Annotated in this window: 13 protein-coding genes; 10 read left to right on the top strand and 3 right to left on the bottom strand. The window is 38.2% G+C overall.

Annotated features, from left to right (window positions below):
• The first annotated feature begins 8 nt into the window (after positions 1 to 8).
• From gluQRS to panC, 5 genes are all read left to right on the top strand, one after another.
• Positions 9 to 953, top strand: coding sequence for a tRNA glutamyl-Q(34) synthetase GluQRS (gluQRS, locus tag ABXH06_RS03155; RefSeq protein WP_353517268.1), 945 nt, complete (start codon positions 9 to 11; stop codon positions 951 to 953).
• A gap of 113 nt (positions 954 to 1,066) precedes the next feature.
• On the top strand, positions 1,067 to 2,470 hold the full coding sequence (gene pcnB / locus ABXH06_RS03150; RefSeq protein ID WP_311584376.1) for a polynucleotide adenylyltransferase PcnB: 1,404 nt from the start codon (positions 1,067 to 1,069) through the stop codon (positions 2,468 to 2,470).
• Positions 2,470 to 2,970 carry a 2-amino-4-hydroxy-6-hydroxymethyldihydropteridine diphosphokinase gene (folK, locus tag ABXH06_RS03145; RefSeq protein WP_311584379.1) on the top strand — a complete coding sequence of 167 codons (501 nt, stop codon included), beginning with the start codon at positions 2,470 to 2,472 and terminating at the stop codon, positions 2,968 to 2,970. Before pcnB ends, folK begins: the two co-directional genes overlap by 1 nt.
• A gap of 49 nt (positions 2,971 to 3,019) precedes the next feature.
• Positions 3,020 to 3,814 (top strand): 3-methyl-2-oxobutanoate hydroxymethyltransferase, encoded by a 795-nt coding sequence (panB, locus tag ABXH06_RS03140; protein WP_311584382.1) that lies wholly within the window; start codon positions 3,020 to 3,022, stop codon positions 3,812 to 3,814.
• A 73-nt stretch (positions 3,815 to 3,887) separates the two neighbouring features.
• Positions 3,888 to 4,736 (top strand): pantoate--beta-alanine ligase, encoded by an 849-nt coding sequence (gene panC / locus ABXH06_RS03135; RefSeq protein WP_353517267.1) that lies wholly within the window; start codon positions 3,888 to 3,890, stop codon positions 4,734 to 4,736.
• Positions 4,737 to 4,820: 84 nt separating this feature from the next.
• Here the strand turns inward: panC and rpmE are convergent, their stop codons facing one another.
• Positions 4,821 to 5,033, bottom strand: a complete 213-nt coding sequence (gene rpmE, locus ABXH06_RS03130) for a 50S ribosomal protein L31 (protein ID WP_311584387.1) — start codon at positions 5,031 to 5,033, stop codon at positions 4,821 to 4,823.
• Between the two features lie 237 nt (positions 5,034 to 5,270).
• Here rpmE and priA point away from each other — a divergent pair, with 237 nt between their 5' ends.
• From priA to hslU, 4 genes are all read left to right on the top strand, one after another.
• Positions 5,271 to 7,493, top strand: coding sequence for a primosomal protein N' (gene priA, locus ABXH06_RS03125; RefSeq protein WP_353517266.1), 2,223 nt, complete (start codon positions 5,271 to 5,273; stop codon positions 7,491 to 7,493).
• A 138-nt stretch (positions 7,494 to 7,631) separates the two neighbouring features.
• A complete protein-coding gene (locus tag ABXH06_RS03120) occupies positions 7,632 to 8,192 on the top strand; it encodes an SPOR domain-containing protein (RefSeq protein WP_311584392.1) in 561 nt (186 codons plus the stop codon).
• Between the two features lie 98 nt (positions 8,193 to 8,290).
• Positions 8,291 to 8,809, top strand: coding sequence for an ATP-dependent protease subunit HslV (gene hslV, locus ABXH06_RS03115; RefSeq protein ID WP_311584395.1), 519 nt, complete (start codon positions 8,291 to 8,293; stop codon positions 8,807 to 8,809).
• Positions 8,810 to 8,885: 76 nt separating this feature from the next.
• Positions 8,886 to 10,214: an ATP-dependent protease ATPase subunit HslU gene (gene hslU / locus ABXH06_RS03110; RefSeq protein WP_311584398.1), complete on the top strand. Its 1,329-nt coding sequence runs from the start codon at positions 8,886 to 8,888 to the stop codon at positions 10,212 to 10,214.
• 169 nt (positions 10,215 to 10,383) lie between these two features.
• On the opposite strand, the gene ABXH06_RS03105 is transcribed toward hslU, so the two are convergent.
• Both ABXH06_RS03105 and ABXH06_RS03100 read right to left on the bottom strand, forming a co-directional pair.
• On the bottom strand, positions 10,384 to 12,243 hold the full coding sequence (locus ABXH06_RS03105; protein ID WP_353517264.1) for a methyl-accepting chemotaxis protein: 1,860 nt from the start codon (positions 12,241 to 12,243) through the stop codon (positions 10,384 to 10,386).
• Between the two features lie 114 nt (positions 12,244 to 12,357).
• Positions 12,358 to 14,364 (bottom strand): putative bifunctional diguanylate cyclase/phosphodiesterase, encoded by a 2,007-nt coding sequence (locus ABXH06_RS03100; RefSeq protein ID WP_353517263.1) that lies wholly within the window; start codon positions 14,362 to 14,364, stop codon positions 12,358 to 12,360.
• Positions 14,365 to 14,530: 166 nt separating this feature from the next.
• On the opposite strand from ABXH06_RS03100, the gene rraA reads away from it, so the two are divergent.
• The gene (gene rraA, locus ABXH06_RS03095; protein ID WP_311584408.1) at positions 14,531 to 15,016 is read left to right on the top strand and encodes a ribonuclease E activity regulator RraA; all 486 of its coding nucleotides are present in this window, start codon (positions 14,531 to 14,533) and stop codon (positions 15,014 to 15,016) included.
• Positions 15,017 to 15,021 lie beyond the last annotated feature (5 nt).

Below are 15,021 nucleotides of genomic sequence, written 5' to 3'. Positions count from 1 at the left end.
CTAGTGACATGATGCGACCACTCGTTCAATACCGTGGTCGCTTTGCTCCTTCCCCTTCTGGTCACCTTCATTTTGGCTCGTTAATTACCGCCCTTGCGAGTTATTTAGAGGCAAAAAAAAACAATGGTACTTGGCTCGTTAGGATTGAAGATATTGATCCCCCGCGAGAAAAACAAGGCGCCAGCGCCCATATTTTAAAAACATTAGACGCGTTCGGTTTACACTGGGACGAAGATATTCTTTTTCAAAGCACCCAGACTGATTACTATCAACATATTATTGAACAGCTCTTTGCAGAGCACCATTGTTATTATTGTCAATGTACTCGAGCGAAAATCAAAGCCAATGGTGGTATTTATCAAGGACATTGTCGTCACTTAAATCTAGATAATAATCAAAATGCCATTAGGGTTATTAACCAAGTTCAAATTGATCAATATTCCGATCTCATCCAAGGGCAAGTACAATGTAATAAGGCCCTGGCAAAAGAAGATTTTATAATCCGAAGAAAAGACGGTTTATTTGCTTATCAACTTGCCGTAGTCGCTGATGATATATACCAAAATATTAGCCACGTAATTCGCGGTTGCGACCTACTCGAGCCCACCGCACGTCAATTAAGCTTTTATCAACTTTTGTCTGATAAAGCATTTAGTCATTTGTTTCAGTCAAAACAAGATAATAATCACCTGAGTGAAAATATAAAAGCACCTGTATTCGGTCATATTCCGCTGGCCGTTACTGAGCAAGGCTACAAACTGAGCAAGCAAAATAAAGCACCCGCGATAGATAATCACAAGCCGCAACCCGCCCTATTTGCCGCGTTACAATATTTAGGTCAACAACCACCGAATGATTTGAAGCATTTACCTGTAGATGAAATCATTCAGTGGGCAATTACACATTGGCAGCTTGATTCTGTTCCTAAAAAACAAGAAATCCAATTAAACTAAGCAATAAAATGGTTAAGATGCCGTTTTTTCATTCTCTTTTTAGCTTCACTGTTATATTATTGCGCCGTTATCCTTCATTTCTATAGGCAGTTACCATTAAAAGCGTGATCAATTTGTGCAAAAAAGTTTTAGGTAAGAAAAAAAATAAAACGTCACCTAAAAATATCAACCACTCCCCACAAATTTTTACCCGAGATCAACACCCCGTTTCTCGTAGTTTGATCAGTGCTAGCGCCTTAAAGGTTTTGTATCGTTTAAATAAAGCGGGCTATGAAGCTTACCTTGTCGGCGGGGGCGTTCGCGACATTTTACTTGGTTTAGCTCCAAAAGATTTTGATATCGCAACCAATGCCACACCTGAACAAATAAAAGCTTTATTCAGAAATTGCCGATTAATTGGAAGACGCTTTCGTTTAGCACATATTGTTTTTGGCCGAGAAATTATTGAAGTTGCCACTTTCAGAGGACACCATGAAAGTGCTCCTCAAAAACAACAAGATTGCCAAAAAACCTCTAAACAAAGTGAGCATGGCATGTTGTTGCGCGACAATATTTATGGCTCTATTGATGAAGATGCTGAGCGTCGAGATTTCACTATCAACGCCTTGTATTATTCATCAGCCGACTTCAAAATTTATGACTTTGCTAACGGGATCAGTGATATTAATGCGAAAAAAATTCGCTTAATTGGTGATCCTGAAACACGTTACCGCGAAGATCCTGTAAGAATGTTACGTGCGATTCGCTTTGCCACCAAACTTGATATGGACATTAGCGAAGAAACTCGTCGCCCCATTAAAGCACTAGCGCCATTACTTGAAAATATTCCACCAGCAAGAATGTTTGAAGAGTTTTTAAAATTATTTCTTTCTGGCAAAGCTTACAGTAACTTTCATTTATTACGCGAGTATCAACTTTTTCGTTATTTTTTCCCGATTGTTGATCAAGCACTAAATAACAATGAAGAGCCTTATTTACTAGCATTTATTGAACAAGCTTTAAAGAATACAGATGACCGCATCAATAATAACAAGCGTGTTACCCCTGCCTTTTTATTTGCTGCTTTTTTATGGTATCCATTACAAAAACACATTTCTCAATTACATGCAAAAACGCAATTGACGCCGCAAGATGCATTTTTTAATGCCTTAGGCGAAATAATGTCTGAACAACAACGTAGTATTGCGATACCCAAACGGTTTCAAGCCGTAATGAAAGATATCTGGATATTACAAGATAAGCTTAACAAGCGAGTCGGCAAACAAGCTTATAAAGCATTCGAACATCCCAAATTTAGAGCCGGATACGACTTTTTATTGTTGCGCAGTGAAATTGAAGCGACCGCTGAAAATACTCACCTAGCAGAATTAGCTAAATGGTGGACTGACTTTCAGCAAAACAATCATGAAACACAACAGCTTATGATAAAAAGTATTGTAAAGTCAGGTGCAACCCAACGACGAACACCCCGTAAACGTCGTAAACCTAGAAATCAAGCCGCTAAAAGTAGTGAATAATGACCTTAGCGTATATCGGACTTGGCAGTAATTTATCTGATCCTAAAGCTCAAATTCATCTAGCAATTGAGCAAATAAAGACGATCCCAAACACCCACTGCATTAAAATATCTTCTTTATATTATAGTCGTCCTATGGGACCACAAGACCAACCTGATTATATGAATGCCGTAATGGCCGTTGAAACACAATTGCCTGCTTTAGTCTTGCTTGACCATTTACAAGCAATTGAAAATAAAGCAGGTCGAGTTCGAAAAGAAAACCGTTGGGGCGCGCGTATTTTAGACCTTGACATTCTTCTATTTGGTGATAAAACCATTAATAACGAACGGTTAACGGTGCCTCATTATGGCATGAAAGTACGAGAATTTGTGATCATTCCTTTAGCCGAAATTGCTGAAACACTTGTCATGCCTGATGGCACGAGTATTTCAACTCTTGCGAAAAACATCGCCACAAATGATTTAAAAATTCATAGCCAATTAGACTCAATACGTTAAAATAAAGCCCAACTAAACATTAGCTAACGTTTACAACTCTGGAAAAATCATGGCAAAAATTACCACAGCAACCTTACAAAAAATGAAGCAAAATGGTGAAAAAATATCAACCATTACCGCTTATGATGCAAGTTTCGCTAAGTTATTTGACCAAGCAGGTATTCACGCCATTTTAATTGGCGATTCACTAGGCATGGTATTGCAAGGACAAGACGATACTCTACCTGTTGACATCGAACATATGGCCTATCATACGCAGAGTGTTAAACGTGGAGTCGAAGAAGCGCTTATTATCAGCGATATGCCATTTATGAGTTATGCCACTAAAGAACAAGCTTTTACCAATGCAGCGAAACTGATGCAAGCAGGTGCAAGCATGGTTAAAATAGAAGGTGGCCTTTGGTTAGCGGAAACAATTCAAGGGTTGGTTGAGCGCGGAATTCCAGTTTGTGCCCATTTAGGTTTAACACCACAGTCAGTTAATGTGTTTGGTGGCTTTAAAGTGCAAGGTCGAGATGAAGATAAAGCTCTTGAAATGATTGCACATGCTAAAGCTTTAGAAGCTGCGGGTGCGCAACTTTTAGTACTAGAATGTATTCCCGCGGGTCTAGGGAAAGCAATTTCACAGGCGATAACCATCCCCACTATTGGTATTGGTGCCGGTAAAGATACTGACGGGCAAATTCTTGTTATGCACGATGCATTAGGTATTTCGTGTAGCTATATGCCTAAATTTTCACGTAATTTCTTAATTGATACTGGCGATATTAAAAAAGCAATCGAGCTTTATATTTCAGAAGTTAGTAAAGGGAATTTCCCTGGCGATGAGCATATTTTTAAATAAGCATTGCACCTGATTATCTATTTATCATCCAAGCTAAAAACCTCGATTTTGCTAAACCGTAAAGGTAATACATATGAAAACAGTCAGTGAAATAAGTGAACTTCGCGAGACCGTAAAAACCTGGCATCAACAAGGCCTTACCGTCGCATTTGTCCCGACCATGGGTAACCTTCATGACGGTCATATTTCATTGGTCACAGAAGCACATAAACACGCTGACAAAGTGGTTGCGAGTATTTTTGTCAACCCTATGCAGTTTGGAGCAAATGAAGATATTGATAGTTATCCACGTACCATGGCCGACGATCAACAGAAATTAGCGTCTGCAAATACCGACTTACTTTTTACGCCCACATCCGAAATTATTTACCCGAAAGGACTTGATAAACAAAGTTATGTTGAAGTGCCTAATGTTTCCGAAGGTTACTGTGGCGAAAGCAGACCTGGGCATTTTCGAGGGGTTGCTACTGTCGTTTGTAAGTTATTCAACTTAGTACAGCCGGATGTCGCTTGTTTTGGTTTAAAAGATTATCAACAAGTACAAGTGATTCAAACCATGGTTGAAGACTTATCAATGCCAATAAAAATTGTTCCGGTTGAAACGATGCGTGAAACAAGTGGCCTGGCTTTAAGCTCTCGCAATGGTTACTTAACCGAAGAGGAATTAAAAGTAGCGCCCGCATTAAGTCAAAATATTCAATGGTTAGCGGAACAAATTAAGCAAGATAATGATTTTATCGGTTTGGCAAAAAAAGCCGCCAGTTATATCGATAATGCGGGCTTAAAAACTGACTATATTCACATTTGTCATGCTCGAACTTTACAACCTGCTAGTGAAGACGATCATGAGTTAGTCATACTAGCAGCAGCTCATTGTGGCAAAGCAAGGTTGATAGATAATTTACAAGTCACGTTAACCTAGCCAGAACAACGTTTGATTTAAAACCATAGACATAAAAAAAGCGCCCGTCGGCGCTTTTTTAAACATTTTGCTAACTGACTAAGATTACTTCTTAGACAATGCACCAAAACGTTTATTGAATTTATCAACACGACCACCAGTCTCAGCAGCTTTTTGCTTACCAGTGTAGAATGGGTGACATTCTGAACATACGTCTAAGTGTAAATCTTTACCTACTGTAGAACGAGTAGTGATTACGTGACCACAAGAACAAGTTGCCTTGAACTCCGCGTAATTTGGGTGGATGCCTTCTTTCATGGGTAACCTCTGTATAGGCCGTATCGCCACTTAGTCAGTATTTATTGACTGCTAAGCACCATACGAGTTAAAAATAATGGTGGCGAATAATAAAGGATCGCCTTAACCACTGCAAGGAAAACTGATAAAAAAATAACCGTTTACCGCTTTTTAACTAATTATCGGTGTTATCGACACTCTTTGCTTGGCAAGCCATCACTAAACATTCAAAATAACCACAACGTAAATGACAAAAAGATGACGAACATTTTGCTGCAGGATATTTATATACAAGTTGCCATTCCTGTCCCTATGCGTCAGTTATTCACTTATCTTGTGCCAAACGCATTACTTAATGATAAGAGCTTAGTTGGTGAGCGCGTTATCGTGCCTTTTAGTCACCGACAAGTCATTGGTATTGTCATTTCAGTGGACGATGACACCCCTTTAGAAAAAGACAAATTAAAAGCGATTATCAGCCGTATTGACTCAGATACTCACTTACCTGCACCGTTACTCAAATTACTCACTCTTGCCGCGCGCTACTATCATCACCCAATTGGCGATGTTTTTCAGCAAGCGCTGCCCGTGTTACTGAGAAAAACAGAGCCACCAAAAAAACCGGTTTGTCATTATTGGCAATTCAATGAAAGTTGCGAACCAACAAAAATAAAGACATTTAAACAAGGCCGCGCAAAAAAACAAATTCAATTATTAAGACTCATTGAAAACCATCATAAATTAACATGGCCTGAAATTCGTACCTTAGGTTATACCAAAGCACAATTGAAAAGCTTAGAAGAAAAACAATTTATTAGCGCATTAGAAAAGCCAATTGAAGTTTATCACTGGCAAACTGAATATTTAAATGAAAGTGACAAACTGAATTTATCGGCGGAACAAGCGGTCATTGTCTCGGCCATTGACCAATCAACGGAACAATACAGTTGTCATCTAGTCGATGGTGTCACCGGCAGCGGTAAAACCGAAGTGTATTTACAGGCCATGGAAAAAGTCCTTGCCAACAATCAGCAAGTACTCGTTCTCGTCCCTGAAATAGGTTTAACACCGCAAACATTAAATCGATTTGAACAGCGCTTTAATGTCCCTATTTTTTTGCACCATTCAGGATTAAATGACAAAGAACGCTTTGATACGTGGCAAAGTGCTCTGCAAAACTGTGCAGCGATTGTCATTGGTACTCGTTCAGCGGTTTTTAGTCCATTGCCAAAACTTGGCTTAATTATTGTTGATGAAGAACATGACGGCTCATTTAAACAACAAGACAGCTTTCGCTATCATGGCAGAGACATCGCTATTTTACGGGCTAAACAATTAAATATTCCGATTGTTTTAGGCAGTGCAACCCCTAGTTTTGAGTCGTTACAAAATGCGTTAACCAATAAATATCATTATCATCAATTAACCAAACGAGCGGGTAAAAGTGTAGAAGCGAAAATATCGCTGATTGATGTTGCTAATCAACCCTTAGAATTTGGCCTTTCAAAGCCACTTAAGCAATTAATCAACACCACGCTTAACAGAGGCGAACAAGTACTGGTTTTTTTAAATCGTCGAGGATTCGCGCCAGCTATCAATTGTAATGAATGCCACTGGGTTGCTGATTGTCATCGATGTAACAAACCTTATACCCTGCACCGTTCGCAAGGTTTATTGATTTGTCATCATTGCACTAGCCAAAAACGTATTCCTCAACAATGTCCAGATTGTGGCAGTGTACGCATAAAACCCGTTGGTCAAGGGACAGAGCAAGTAGAAGAATATTTAACAGAAACATTTAACCAATATAGTACCGTGCGTATCGACCGAGACAGTACCCGTAAAAAAGGAGAATTAGCCAAACGTTTGCAAGCGATAACCGATAAAGAACATCAAATTTTAATTGGTACGCAAATGCTTGCCAAAGGACATCATTTCCCTGATGTCACCTTAGTTGCCATGTTAGATATTGACGGTGCATTATTTAGTTTTGATTATCGAGCCAGTGAACACATGGCGCAATTATTAGTACAAGTTGCAGGGCGAGCTGGGCGAGCGAGTAAACCTGGTAAAGTGATAGTACAAACACAATATCCACAACACCCGTTATTACAAGATTTAGTCAATAATGGTTATCGCCATTTTGCCCAACAAAGCTTAACAGAGCGTAAAATGGCATATTTGCCTCCGTTTGGTTATCAAGCCCTGTTTCGAGCCGAAGCAAATTACCCTTCTTATCCTGAAAAGTTTTTACGCCAATTAGCTCAAACCCCAATATCATCCTGTGAAATAGCGGGCCCGATGCCAGCAGCCATGGAAAAGAAAGCGGGAAAATATCGTTTTCATTTAATTTTACAAGCGAAATCTCGACCAGAACTACATACTGCAATTAGACAAATGATCGCGCAAAGTCAGCAAAACGAATGGCTTAACAAAGTGCGGTGGACAATTGATATCGACCCAATAGATCTCAGTTGGTGAGGAATAAAAATAAGAAAGTGTAAAGAAAAAAGTAGCTTGTGCGCTTTTCCATAATAAAGACAAATATTCCCTGTTAATTTCAAACCAATTCGCTAAAATAACCGAAGTTTTCGCTCTAACATAGATAAATAAGCAATAATGGCTCATCAAGATTACGTATCGCGTTCGCGCACTCCTAAGAAAAAAAGTAATCCATACCAACCAAAGCACGCGGAAGTTGCAGTAGGTCTTTCATTAAAAATTAAACTAATTGCCTTAGTGTTACTTATCGCTTTACCGGCTTTTGCTTACTTATTATGGTCAATAAAAGATATTGAAACGCCCACAGTTGCCGAGCAAATTGAGCAATCGCAACATGAAGAAAATGCCAGTCAGTTACCAACGCCCCCTAAAGAAAAATGGCAATATATGGAACAACTAAAATCGAAAGAGGTTGAAGTTGGTGAATATGCAGTTGTCGAAAAAGGTCCATATAAAATGCAATGTGGCTCGTTTAGAACCCGAAAACAAGCAGAAGTAATGAAAGCCAATATCGCTTTTTCAGGTTTATCGGCTCAAATTAGTGCTGCCAAAGGCTCAAGCGGCACATGGCATAAAGTTTTTTTAGGCCCATACGAAAAAAAACGTAATGCAGAAAAAGATAAACACAAATTAAGTAGTAACAATATCAGCACTTGCCAAATATGGTTATGGAAATAATTTCCACGCATCCTTGAAAAATTAACGACAGACCCTTATTTAATTTACATTGATATAGCTGATACGCCCGTATCAGCCTAAATTTTTTGAGGTTTGATGTGACTACTATTGTATCTGTAAGACGTAATGGCAAAGTAGCTATTGGTGGCGATGGCCAGGTTTCTCTTGGTAATACGGTAATGAAAGGTAACGCCAAAAAAGTACGCCGTTTATATAACGACAAAGTACTAGCTGGTTTTGCTGGCGGCACCGCCGATGCTTTTACCCTTTTTGAACGCTTTGAAAGTAAACTTGAACAACATCAAGGACATTTAACCAAAGCAGCCGTTGAATTAGCAAAAGACTGGCGCAGTGATCGTGCATTACGTAAATTAGAAGCCTTATTAGCCGTGGCGGATGAAACAGCCTCGTTGATCATTACGGGGAATGGCGACGTTGTTCAACCTGAGCATGACTTAATCGCTATCGGCAGTGGCGGTAATTTCGCTCAATCAGCAGCTACAGCATTACTAGAAAATACTGAGCTTTCCGCCAAGGAAATTGTCGAAAAGTCATTAAAAATTGCTGGTGACATTTGCGTGTTTACCAACCATTCTCAAACAATCGATGAACTTTAACTCAACAATATATTTTATCGTCTTTATTTCAACACGATAAAGCAAAAGTATTACTCCCAGCAGTAAGGAAATAAATATGTCGAACATGACACCACGTGAAATTGTTCACGAACTAGATAGCCACATAGTAGGCCAAGCGGATGCAAAACGTGCTGTAGCTATAGCGTTACGTAATCGCTGGCGCCGCATGCAATTAAATGAAGAGCTGCGTACAGAAGTTACTCCGAAAAATATATTAATGATCGGACCAACGGGTGTTGGTAAAACTGAAATAGCCCGCCGTTTAGCTAAGCTTGCCAACGCTCCGTTTATCAAGGTGGAAGCAACGAAGTTTACTGAAGTCGGTTACGTAGGGAAAGAAGTAGAAACCATTATTCGTGATCTTGCTGATATGGCATTTAAAATGACCAAAGAGCAAGAAATGGCGCGGGTAAAGCACCTTGCCGAAGAAGCCGCAGAAGAACGAATTTTAGATGTATTAATTCCTAATCCGCGTGATAACTTTGGTAATGAAGAAAGCTCCGATAACAGTAGCACTCGCCAAATTTTCCGTAAAAAATTACGTGAAGGTAAATTAGACGATAAAGAAATAGAGTTAGACTTAGCCGCACCACAAGTTGGCGTAGAAATTATGGCGCCTCCAGGTATGGAAGACATGACCTCGCAGCTGCAAAACATGTTTCAAAGCATGTCGAGTGAAAAAACCAATAAACGTAAATTGAAAATAAAAGACGCTTTCAAAGCATTACAAGAAGAAGAAGCCGCAAAAATTGTTAATCAAGAAGACATAAAAATCAAAGCTCTCGAAGCAGTTGAACAAAATGGCATTGTATTTATTGATGAGATAGACAAAATTTGTAAGCGTGGCGATAGCTCAGGTCCAGATGTATCTCGCGAAGGTGTACAACGTGATCTATTACCATTAGTAGAAGGCTCAACCGTTAGTACGAAACACGGCATGGTAAAAACAGATCATATTTTATTTATCGCTTCAGGTGCCTTTCAAATGGCAAAACCTTCTGATTTGATCCCTGAATTGCAAGGCCGTTTACCTATTCGCGTTGAACTTCAAGCATTAACCAGCGATGATTTTGTACGTATTCTTACCGAACCGAATGCTTCGTTAACTGAACAATATATTGCCTTAATGGCAACTGAAGGTGTTGATATTTCTTTTAGTGAGGATGGTATCAAAGCAATCGCAAAGGCCGCTTGGCAAGTAAATGAAACCACTGAAAACATTGGTGCCCGTCGATTACATACCATGATGGAAAAACTTACCGAAGAAATTTCTTATACAGCGAATGATCGAAGTGGCGAAGTGATCGTCATTGATGAAAAACACGTACAAGACACACTGAATGATGTTGTGAAAAACGAAGATTTAAGTCGTTTTATTCTTTAGTTAAATACCGTGCACTCAACAACATGACGAGTTAAAAGTGAATGGTGAGTAAATGCACAGTATTTATCACTATCATTTTTTACAATAAAGGCGCTAAAAAGCGCCTTTATTTTTGAATCGTTGTCAGTTAAAGCGCTATCAATGATACAAAAATGATAACGAGTGATACTTATACTTTAAACTGATTTACTTCATTATTTAACACATCTGCTTGCTGTGAAAGCTCTTCACTCATTTGGCCGTTTTGGATAGCTGATTCACCAGAACTTTCCGCAACATCCCTGATCATCACAACATGTTGATTCACCTCAGATGCCACCGTGCTTTGTTCTTGTATCGCGGTAGCAATCGCAGTATTCATTTCCATAATAGTAGAAACATCTAACGTTATTTCTTCTAACATTTCACCGGCTGAGCTTGCTTGATCGGCACTTTCTTGACCTTGGGTACGACAGGCCGCCATATGAGAGACAATATCTTTCGTTCTTGATTGTAATGAACCAATAATGCTCTCAATTTCTTGTGTTGAATCTTGCGTTCTACTGGCCAAAGTTCTAACTTCATCAGCTACTACAGCAAAGCCTCTCCCTTGCTCACCAGCTCGTGCAGCTTCAATGGCGGCGTTGAGGGCAAGTAAGTTTGTTTGTTCTGCAATCCCTCGAATAACATCGAGTACTGAGCCTATAGTGTCACTGTCTTTCGCTAATTCTTGTACAATATTTTCAGACTCTAATAAAGTATTAGATAACTGATCAATTTGAGTAATCGTACTTTCTACACCTGACTTGCCTTTTTCAGCATTTTGGTGAGTTGTTTCAGCTTTATTTGCCGCCTCATGAGTATTACTGGCAATTTCATCTACCGTAGCCACCATTTCAGTTACCGCAGTAGCTACTAAATCAGTTTGTTGAATTTGAGAATCAACACCTTCGTTCGCTTTATGAATATTTTCAGAAAGGTTACGCGTAGCAATGTTTACCGTATCAACCGATTGGTTTACTTGAACAATTAAGTTTCTAAAACTCCCGATCATTTGGTTAAACACGCCCGCCATTTCTGCGAGTTCGTCATTGCCTTCCGTTGAAATCGCAATGGATAAGTCTTTCTTATTCGAGATATCAATCATAGTATCTTTGAGTTTATTAATACTATTTAAAATATCTCTACTGGTCCAAACCGCGGCACTAATTGCTAATACCAGAATAATAAATGATGCACTGTACGAAATCGTAGCGATAGAAGATATATGATCTTTTACGTCTTGTTTAGTTTGTGCAACTAACTGCGTGGTATAATCATCCACTTGATGAATTGTTTTTCTCATTTTACCCAATTGCCCTTCAGATGCTGTTAAGCCAAGCTTTACTTGGCCGGCAACTAAGTTCTCAAAGGCACTTCGGTAAACGTTCATACTATCTAACAATGAATTTTGAGTCGATGAATCTAGGTTACTGCCTCTAATATCGTTTATTAACGCGTCGGCATTTCCCTGCCAACGGGTTAAATATTTTTCATCCAAACGCAGTATAAAATCTTTTTCATTACGGCGTAGTTGCAACATTCCGCTCAACAGTTGGTAATTACTCTTACCTAAAATTTCTTCCGCATCATGTACCGCACTTCTTAAACTGCCATATAAACCATCGGTGGGTGTTAATCCTATCTCCTTTTGGATTTCAACCAATTCCAGAAAAGTTTTTTCATAATCACTAATAACTTTTAATAGACTTTTTATTTGGTTGGTATTCGAGGAGCTACTTTCAAAGGTTTTTTCTAGATGATTTAAATTTGATTTTAAACCTGCGACATTCTTTTTAAAGGATGCTACGTATTTTAAATCTTTTCGGGATAGGAAATCTTTTTCATCACGCCTAAGGTTTAATACGTCACTTTCAACAGCTCCTATAGTCCGTGCAGTATCCAAATCATTTTGTAGTGAACCGGATGAGTAGTTCAAGATAATCAACAAAAAGACTATTGCCACCACCAAAATAGAAGTATTTAAGGCAAGTTTGTGTTTTATAAGCATAATTCATTACCAAACAGAAATAGTTAAAAAAGTCGGCTTTAGAAAGTATAGACACAATTTAAAAAATAAAGAAATTTTCTAAGTTATTAATTATTAGTTATTAATCTAATCTACTTACTTTTTACGTGTTAAATAATTAGCAATTTTTTCGGGCGGCAGGGGTCGATTAATAAAATATCCTTGAACGGCGTCACAACCTAACTTCCTTAATAAGTTTAATTGCTCTAAGGTTTCTACCCCTTCGGCTAACACCCTTTTTCCTAAACCATGTGATAATTTGATCATCGAATTTACGATCGTTAAATCAGAATCATTGGTTGAAAACTCAGTAATAAAACTGCGATCGATCTTAATTTTATCAATCGGTAATTGCCTTAAGTAAGCCAAAGAAGAATAACCTGTACCAAAATCATCAATAGAAACTTTAATGCCCATGTTTTGCAATACCACGATGGTGTCCATTGCAACACTGATATCGGTAATCACGACATTTTCTGTGATTTCCAGTTCTAAATAGCTTGAAGGAACATCATACTTAAACAATAGGGTTTGAATTTTTGAGATAAGTTTGGGATCTTGAAATTCTACCGCGGTCATATTCACAGCAATAGCTACTCGTCGCTTATATTGCTTATACCATTGCGCATTGGTTTTACAGGCAAGATCTAATACATAATTATCAAGCTCACCATTCATTCCTAACGCATCAAAATCCGGTAGAAATTTATCCGGTGATAAGAGTCCCTTTTCTGGATGCTGCCATCGAACGAGCGCTTCAACCCCTTCAATGCGATTGGTTAATAAATTAAGTTGCGGCTGAAAATACAAAATAAATTCATTGTTTTGTAAACCTTGGCGAATTTCTTTTTCAACCGCTAATAAATGACGACCATGCGATTGCATGCCACTTTCGTATTTAACGCTCGGAATATTCTGACTTTCAGCATGAAACAAAGCTAAATTGGCTTTTTTTAACAGATCTTCTGCTTCACTACTGTCTTGTGGTGATAAACAATATCCGACACTACATTGTAAAGGTATTTCTTGTTGGTTAACCAAATACGGCCGGGAAATTAAATCATGTAAATGTTGGGCCGCTTTTTGCTGTTGGCTATCTTCAATAATTTCAATGGCAAAAACAAAAGAATCACCGCTTAAACGCCCAACAACTAACGGCAATAAAATGCTTTCAGATAATCGAACGGCAATTTGTCCTAAAATCAAATCACCTACCTTTAAACCATAAGTGTCATTAACAAATTTAAATCTCTTAATATCAATAAGGTATACAGCTAACTTTTGATTGTTTTTTACCGCTTGTTCTATAGCAATAGGTAGCTTTTCAATGACTTGTTCACGATTCAAGGCACCAGTGAGTAAATCATGCTTATCTAAATATTGAGCTCGATTAATTGCTATTTCGGCAACGCTTCGCTCTGCACCTTGCATACAAACCAATAATAAAAAGCCTAAAGTCACTTTGGCGCCAAAATCAAAATAGACCAAAATAGCGGTAAGGTCTTGTAGCCAAGGCTCAGTTAAAAAGCCAACAGATAAAAATGAAAATAATAAATAGCGAAAACACATTAATGCACTATAAAAGAGCAAAATAGTGCCTGAAAAGTGAAGTTTTTTAAGATTAAAAACAAAGAAGAAAATAAACATAAAAATACCTGCAAAGATAAAGTCAGCTAAACTTTCTCGCAGATAAAATCGATTAAAGACCGCTTGCTCATCAAATGCAAAAAGCAATGAGACAAAAATCCCCAAAAGAATTGGGACGATTATGGTTTTTTTAACGAGTCTATTGGAATATTTTAAATTTTTATTTGTGTAATACAAACCAATAAAGAATAACCAAATAAACAAGTATTGGTTCACTTGTACGATACAGGTTAATAAAATTTGAACTGGGGTTAATTCATGAAATTGAGGTAAGAATTTTTGTATTGATAGCGCTAAATGCTGCACACTTAAGCACGCTAAACTTAACGTCCAGTATTTTACATAACGTCGACCAAAGCCTTGATAGAAAGAATAAAGCAAATAGGTTAGAAAGCTATAAACGGCTGTTTCTATAGAAAATAAGAAGCCTAAGGCAAAGTTATTATCTACTCCCATTAATTTTATTTCCTATGGTTACGTTATCGACCATTTAATAATCTTTCATTATAGATTACAAGTAATAACGGTTAAATTTAACATCGCTGGCTCTTGTACCTAACTATAGGCGCTGTATACTCTTATTAAAAATAACTCTCATTTAAAGTTAATTAAGGAAACTACAATGGAATATAACACTTCAGAGTTGTGCAACATTTATGCAGATTTAGTTGACGTTTTAGAGCCTATTTTTTGTAATTATGGTGGTCGTAGTTCATTCGGCGGAACAGTTGTTACCATTAAGTGTTTTGAAAGTAATGGCATTATTGAGCAGATAGTACAAACCGACGGTACAGGTAAAGTACTTGTTATTGACGGTGGAGGCTCTACACGACGTGCCTTAATCGACATTAATATTGCTGAAACTGCAGCCAGTAATAACTGGGAAGGAATAATTTGCTACGGTAGTGTCCGTGATGTTGACGCGCTTGAAGAGGTAGACATAGGGATTCAAGGATTGGTTTCTATTCCTGTTGGAGCAACAGATACCGCTTATGGCGAAAGCGACCTAGCCGTTAATTTTGCTGGCGTCACTTTTTTACCCGATGACCACGTTTACGCAGATAACACGGGAGTTATTCTTTCTCCTGAACCTTTAGATATAGAATAACTATT

It is taken from the genome of Thalassotalea sp. SU-HH00458 (assembly GCF_040362795.1).
Taxonomy (GTDB): Bacteria; Pseudomonadota; Gammaproteobacteria; order Enterobacterales; family Alteromonadaceae; genus Thalassotalea_H; species Thalassotalea_H castellviae.
This window is presented reverse-complemented; position numbering and strand designations above follow the sequence as displayed.

What these genes read in the sequence shown, in the direction of transcription:
- ABXH06_RS03120 (WP_311584392.1), top strand. Translation starts at nt 7,632, where the DNA reads ATGGCTCATCAAGATTACGTATCGCGTTCGCGCACTCCTAAGAAAAAA.
- priA (WP_353517266.1), top strand. Translation starts at nt 5,271, where the DNA reads ATGACGAACATTTTGCTGCAGGATATTTATATACAAGTTGCCATTCCT.
- ABXH06_RS03100 (WP_353517263.1), bottom strand. Translation starts at nt 14,364, where the DNA reads ATGGGAGTAGATAATAACTTTGCCTTAGGCTTCTTATTTTCTATAGAA.
- folK (WP_311584379.1), top strand. Translation starts at nt 2,470, where the DNA reads ATGACCTTAGCGTATATCGGACTTGGCAGTAATTTATCTGATCCTAAA.
- rraA (WP_311584408.1), top strand. Translation starts at nt 14,531, where the DNA reads ATGGAATATAACACTTCAGAGTTGTGCAACATTTATGCAGATTTAGTT.
- ABXH06_RS03105 (WP_353517264.1), bottom strand. Translation starts at nt 12,243, where the DNA reads ATGCTTATAAAACACAAACTTGCCTTAAATACTTCTATTTTGGTGGTG.
- gluQRS (WP_353517268.1), top strand. Translation starts at nt 9, where the DNA reads ATGATGCGACCACTCGTTCAATACCGTGGTCGCTTTGCTCCTTCCCCT.
- rpmE (WP_311584387.1), bottom strand. Translation starts at nt 5,033, where the DNA reads ATGAAAGAAGGCATCCACCCAAATTACGCGGAGTTCAAGGCAACTTGT.
- panC (WP_353517267.1), top strand. Translation starts at nt 3,888, where the DNA reads ATGAAAACAGTCAGTGAAATAAGTGAACTTCGCGAGACCGTAAAAACC.
- hslU (WP_311584398.1), top strand. Translation starts at nt 8,886, where the DNA reads ATGTCGAACATGACACCACGTGAAATTGTTCACGAACTAGATAGCCAC.
- panB (WP_311584382.1), top strand. Translation starts at nt 3,020, where the DNA reads ATGGCAAAAATTACCACAGCAACCTTACAAAAAATGAAGCAAAATGGT.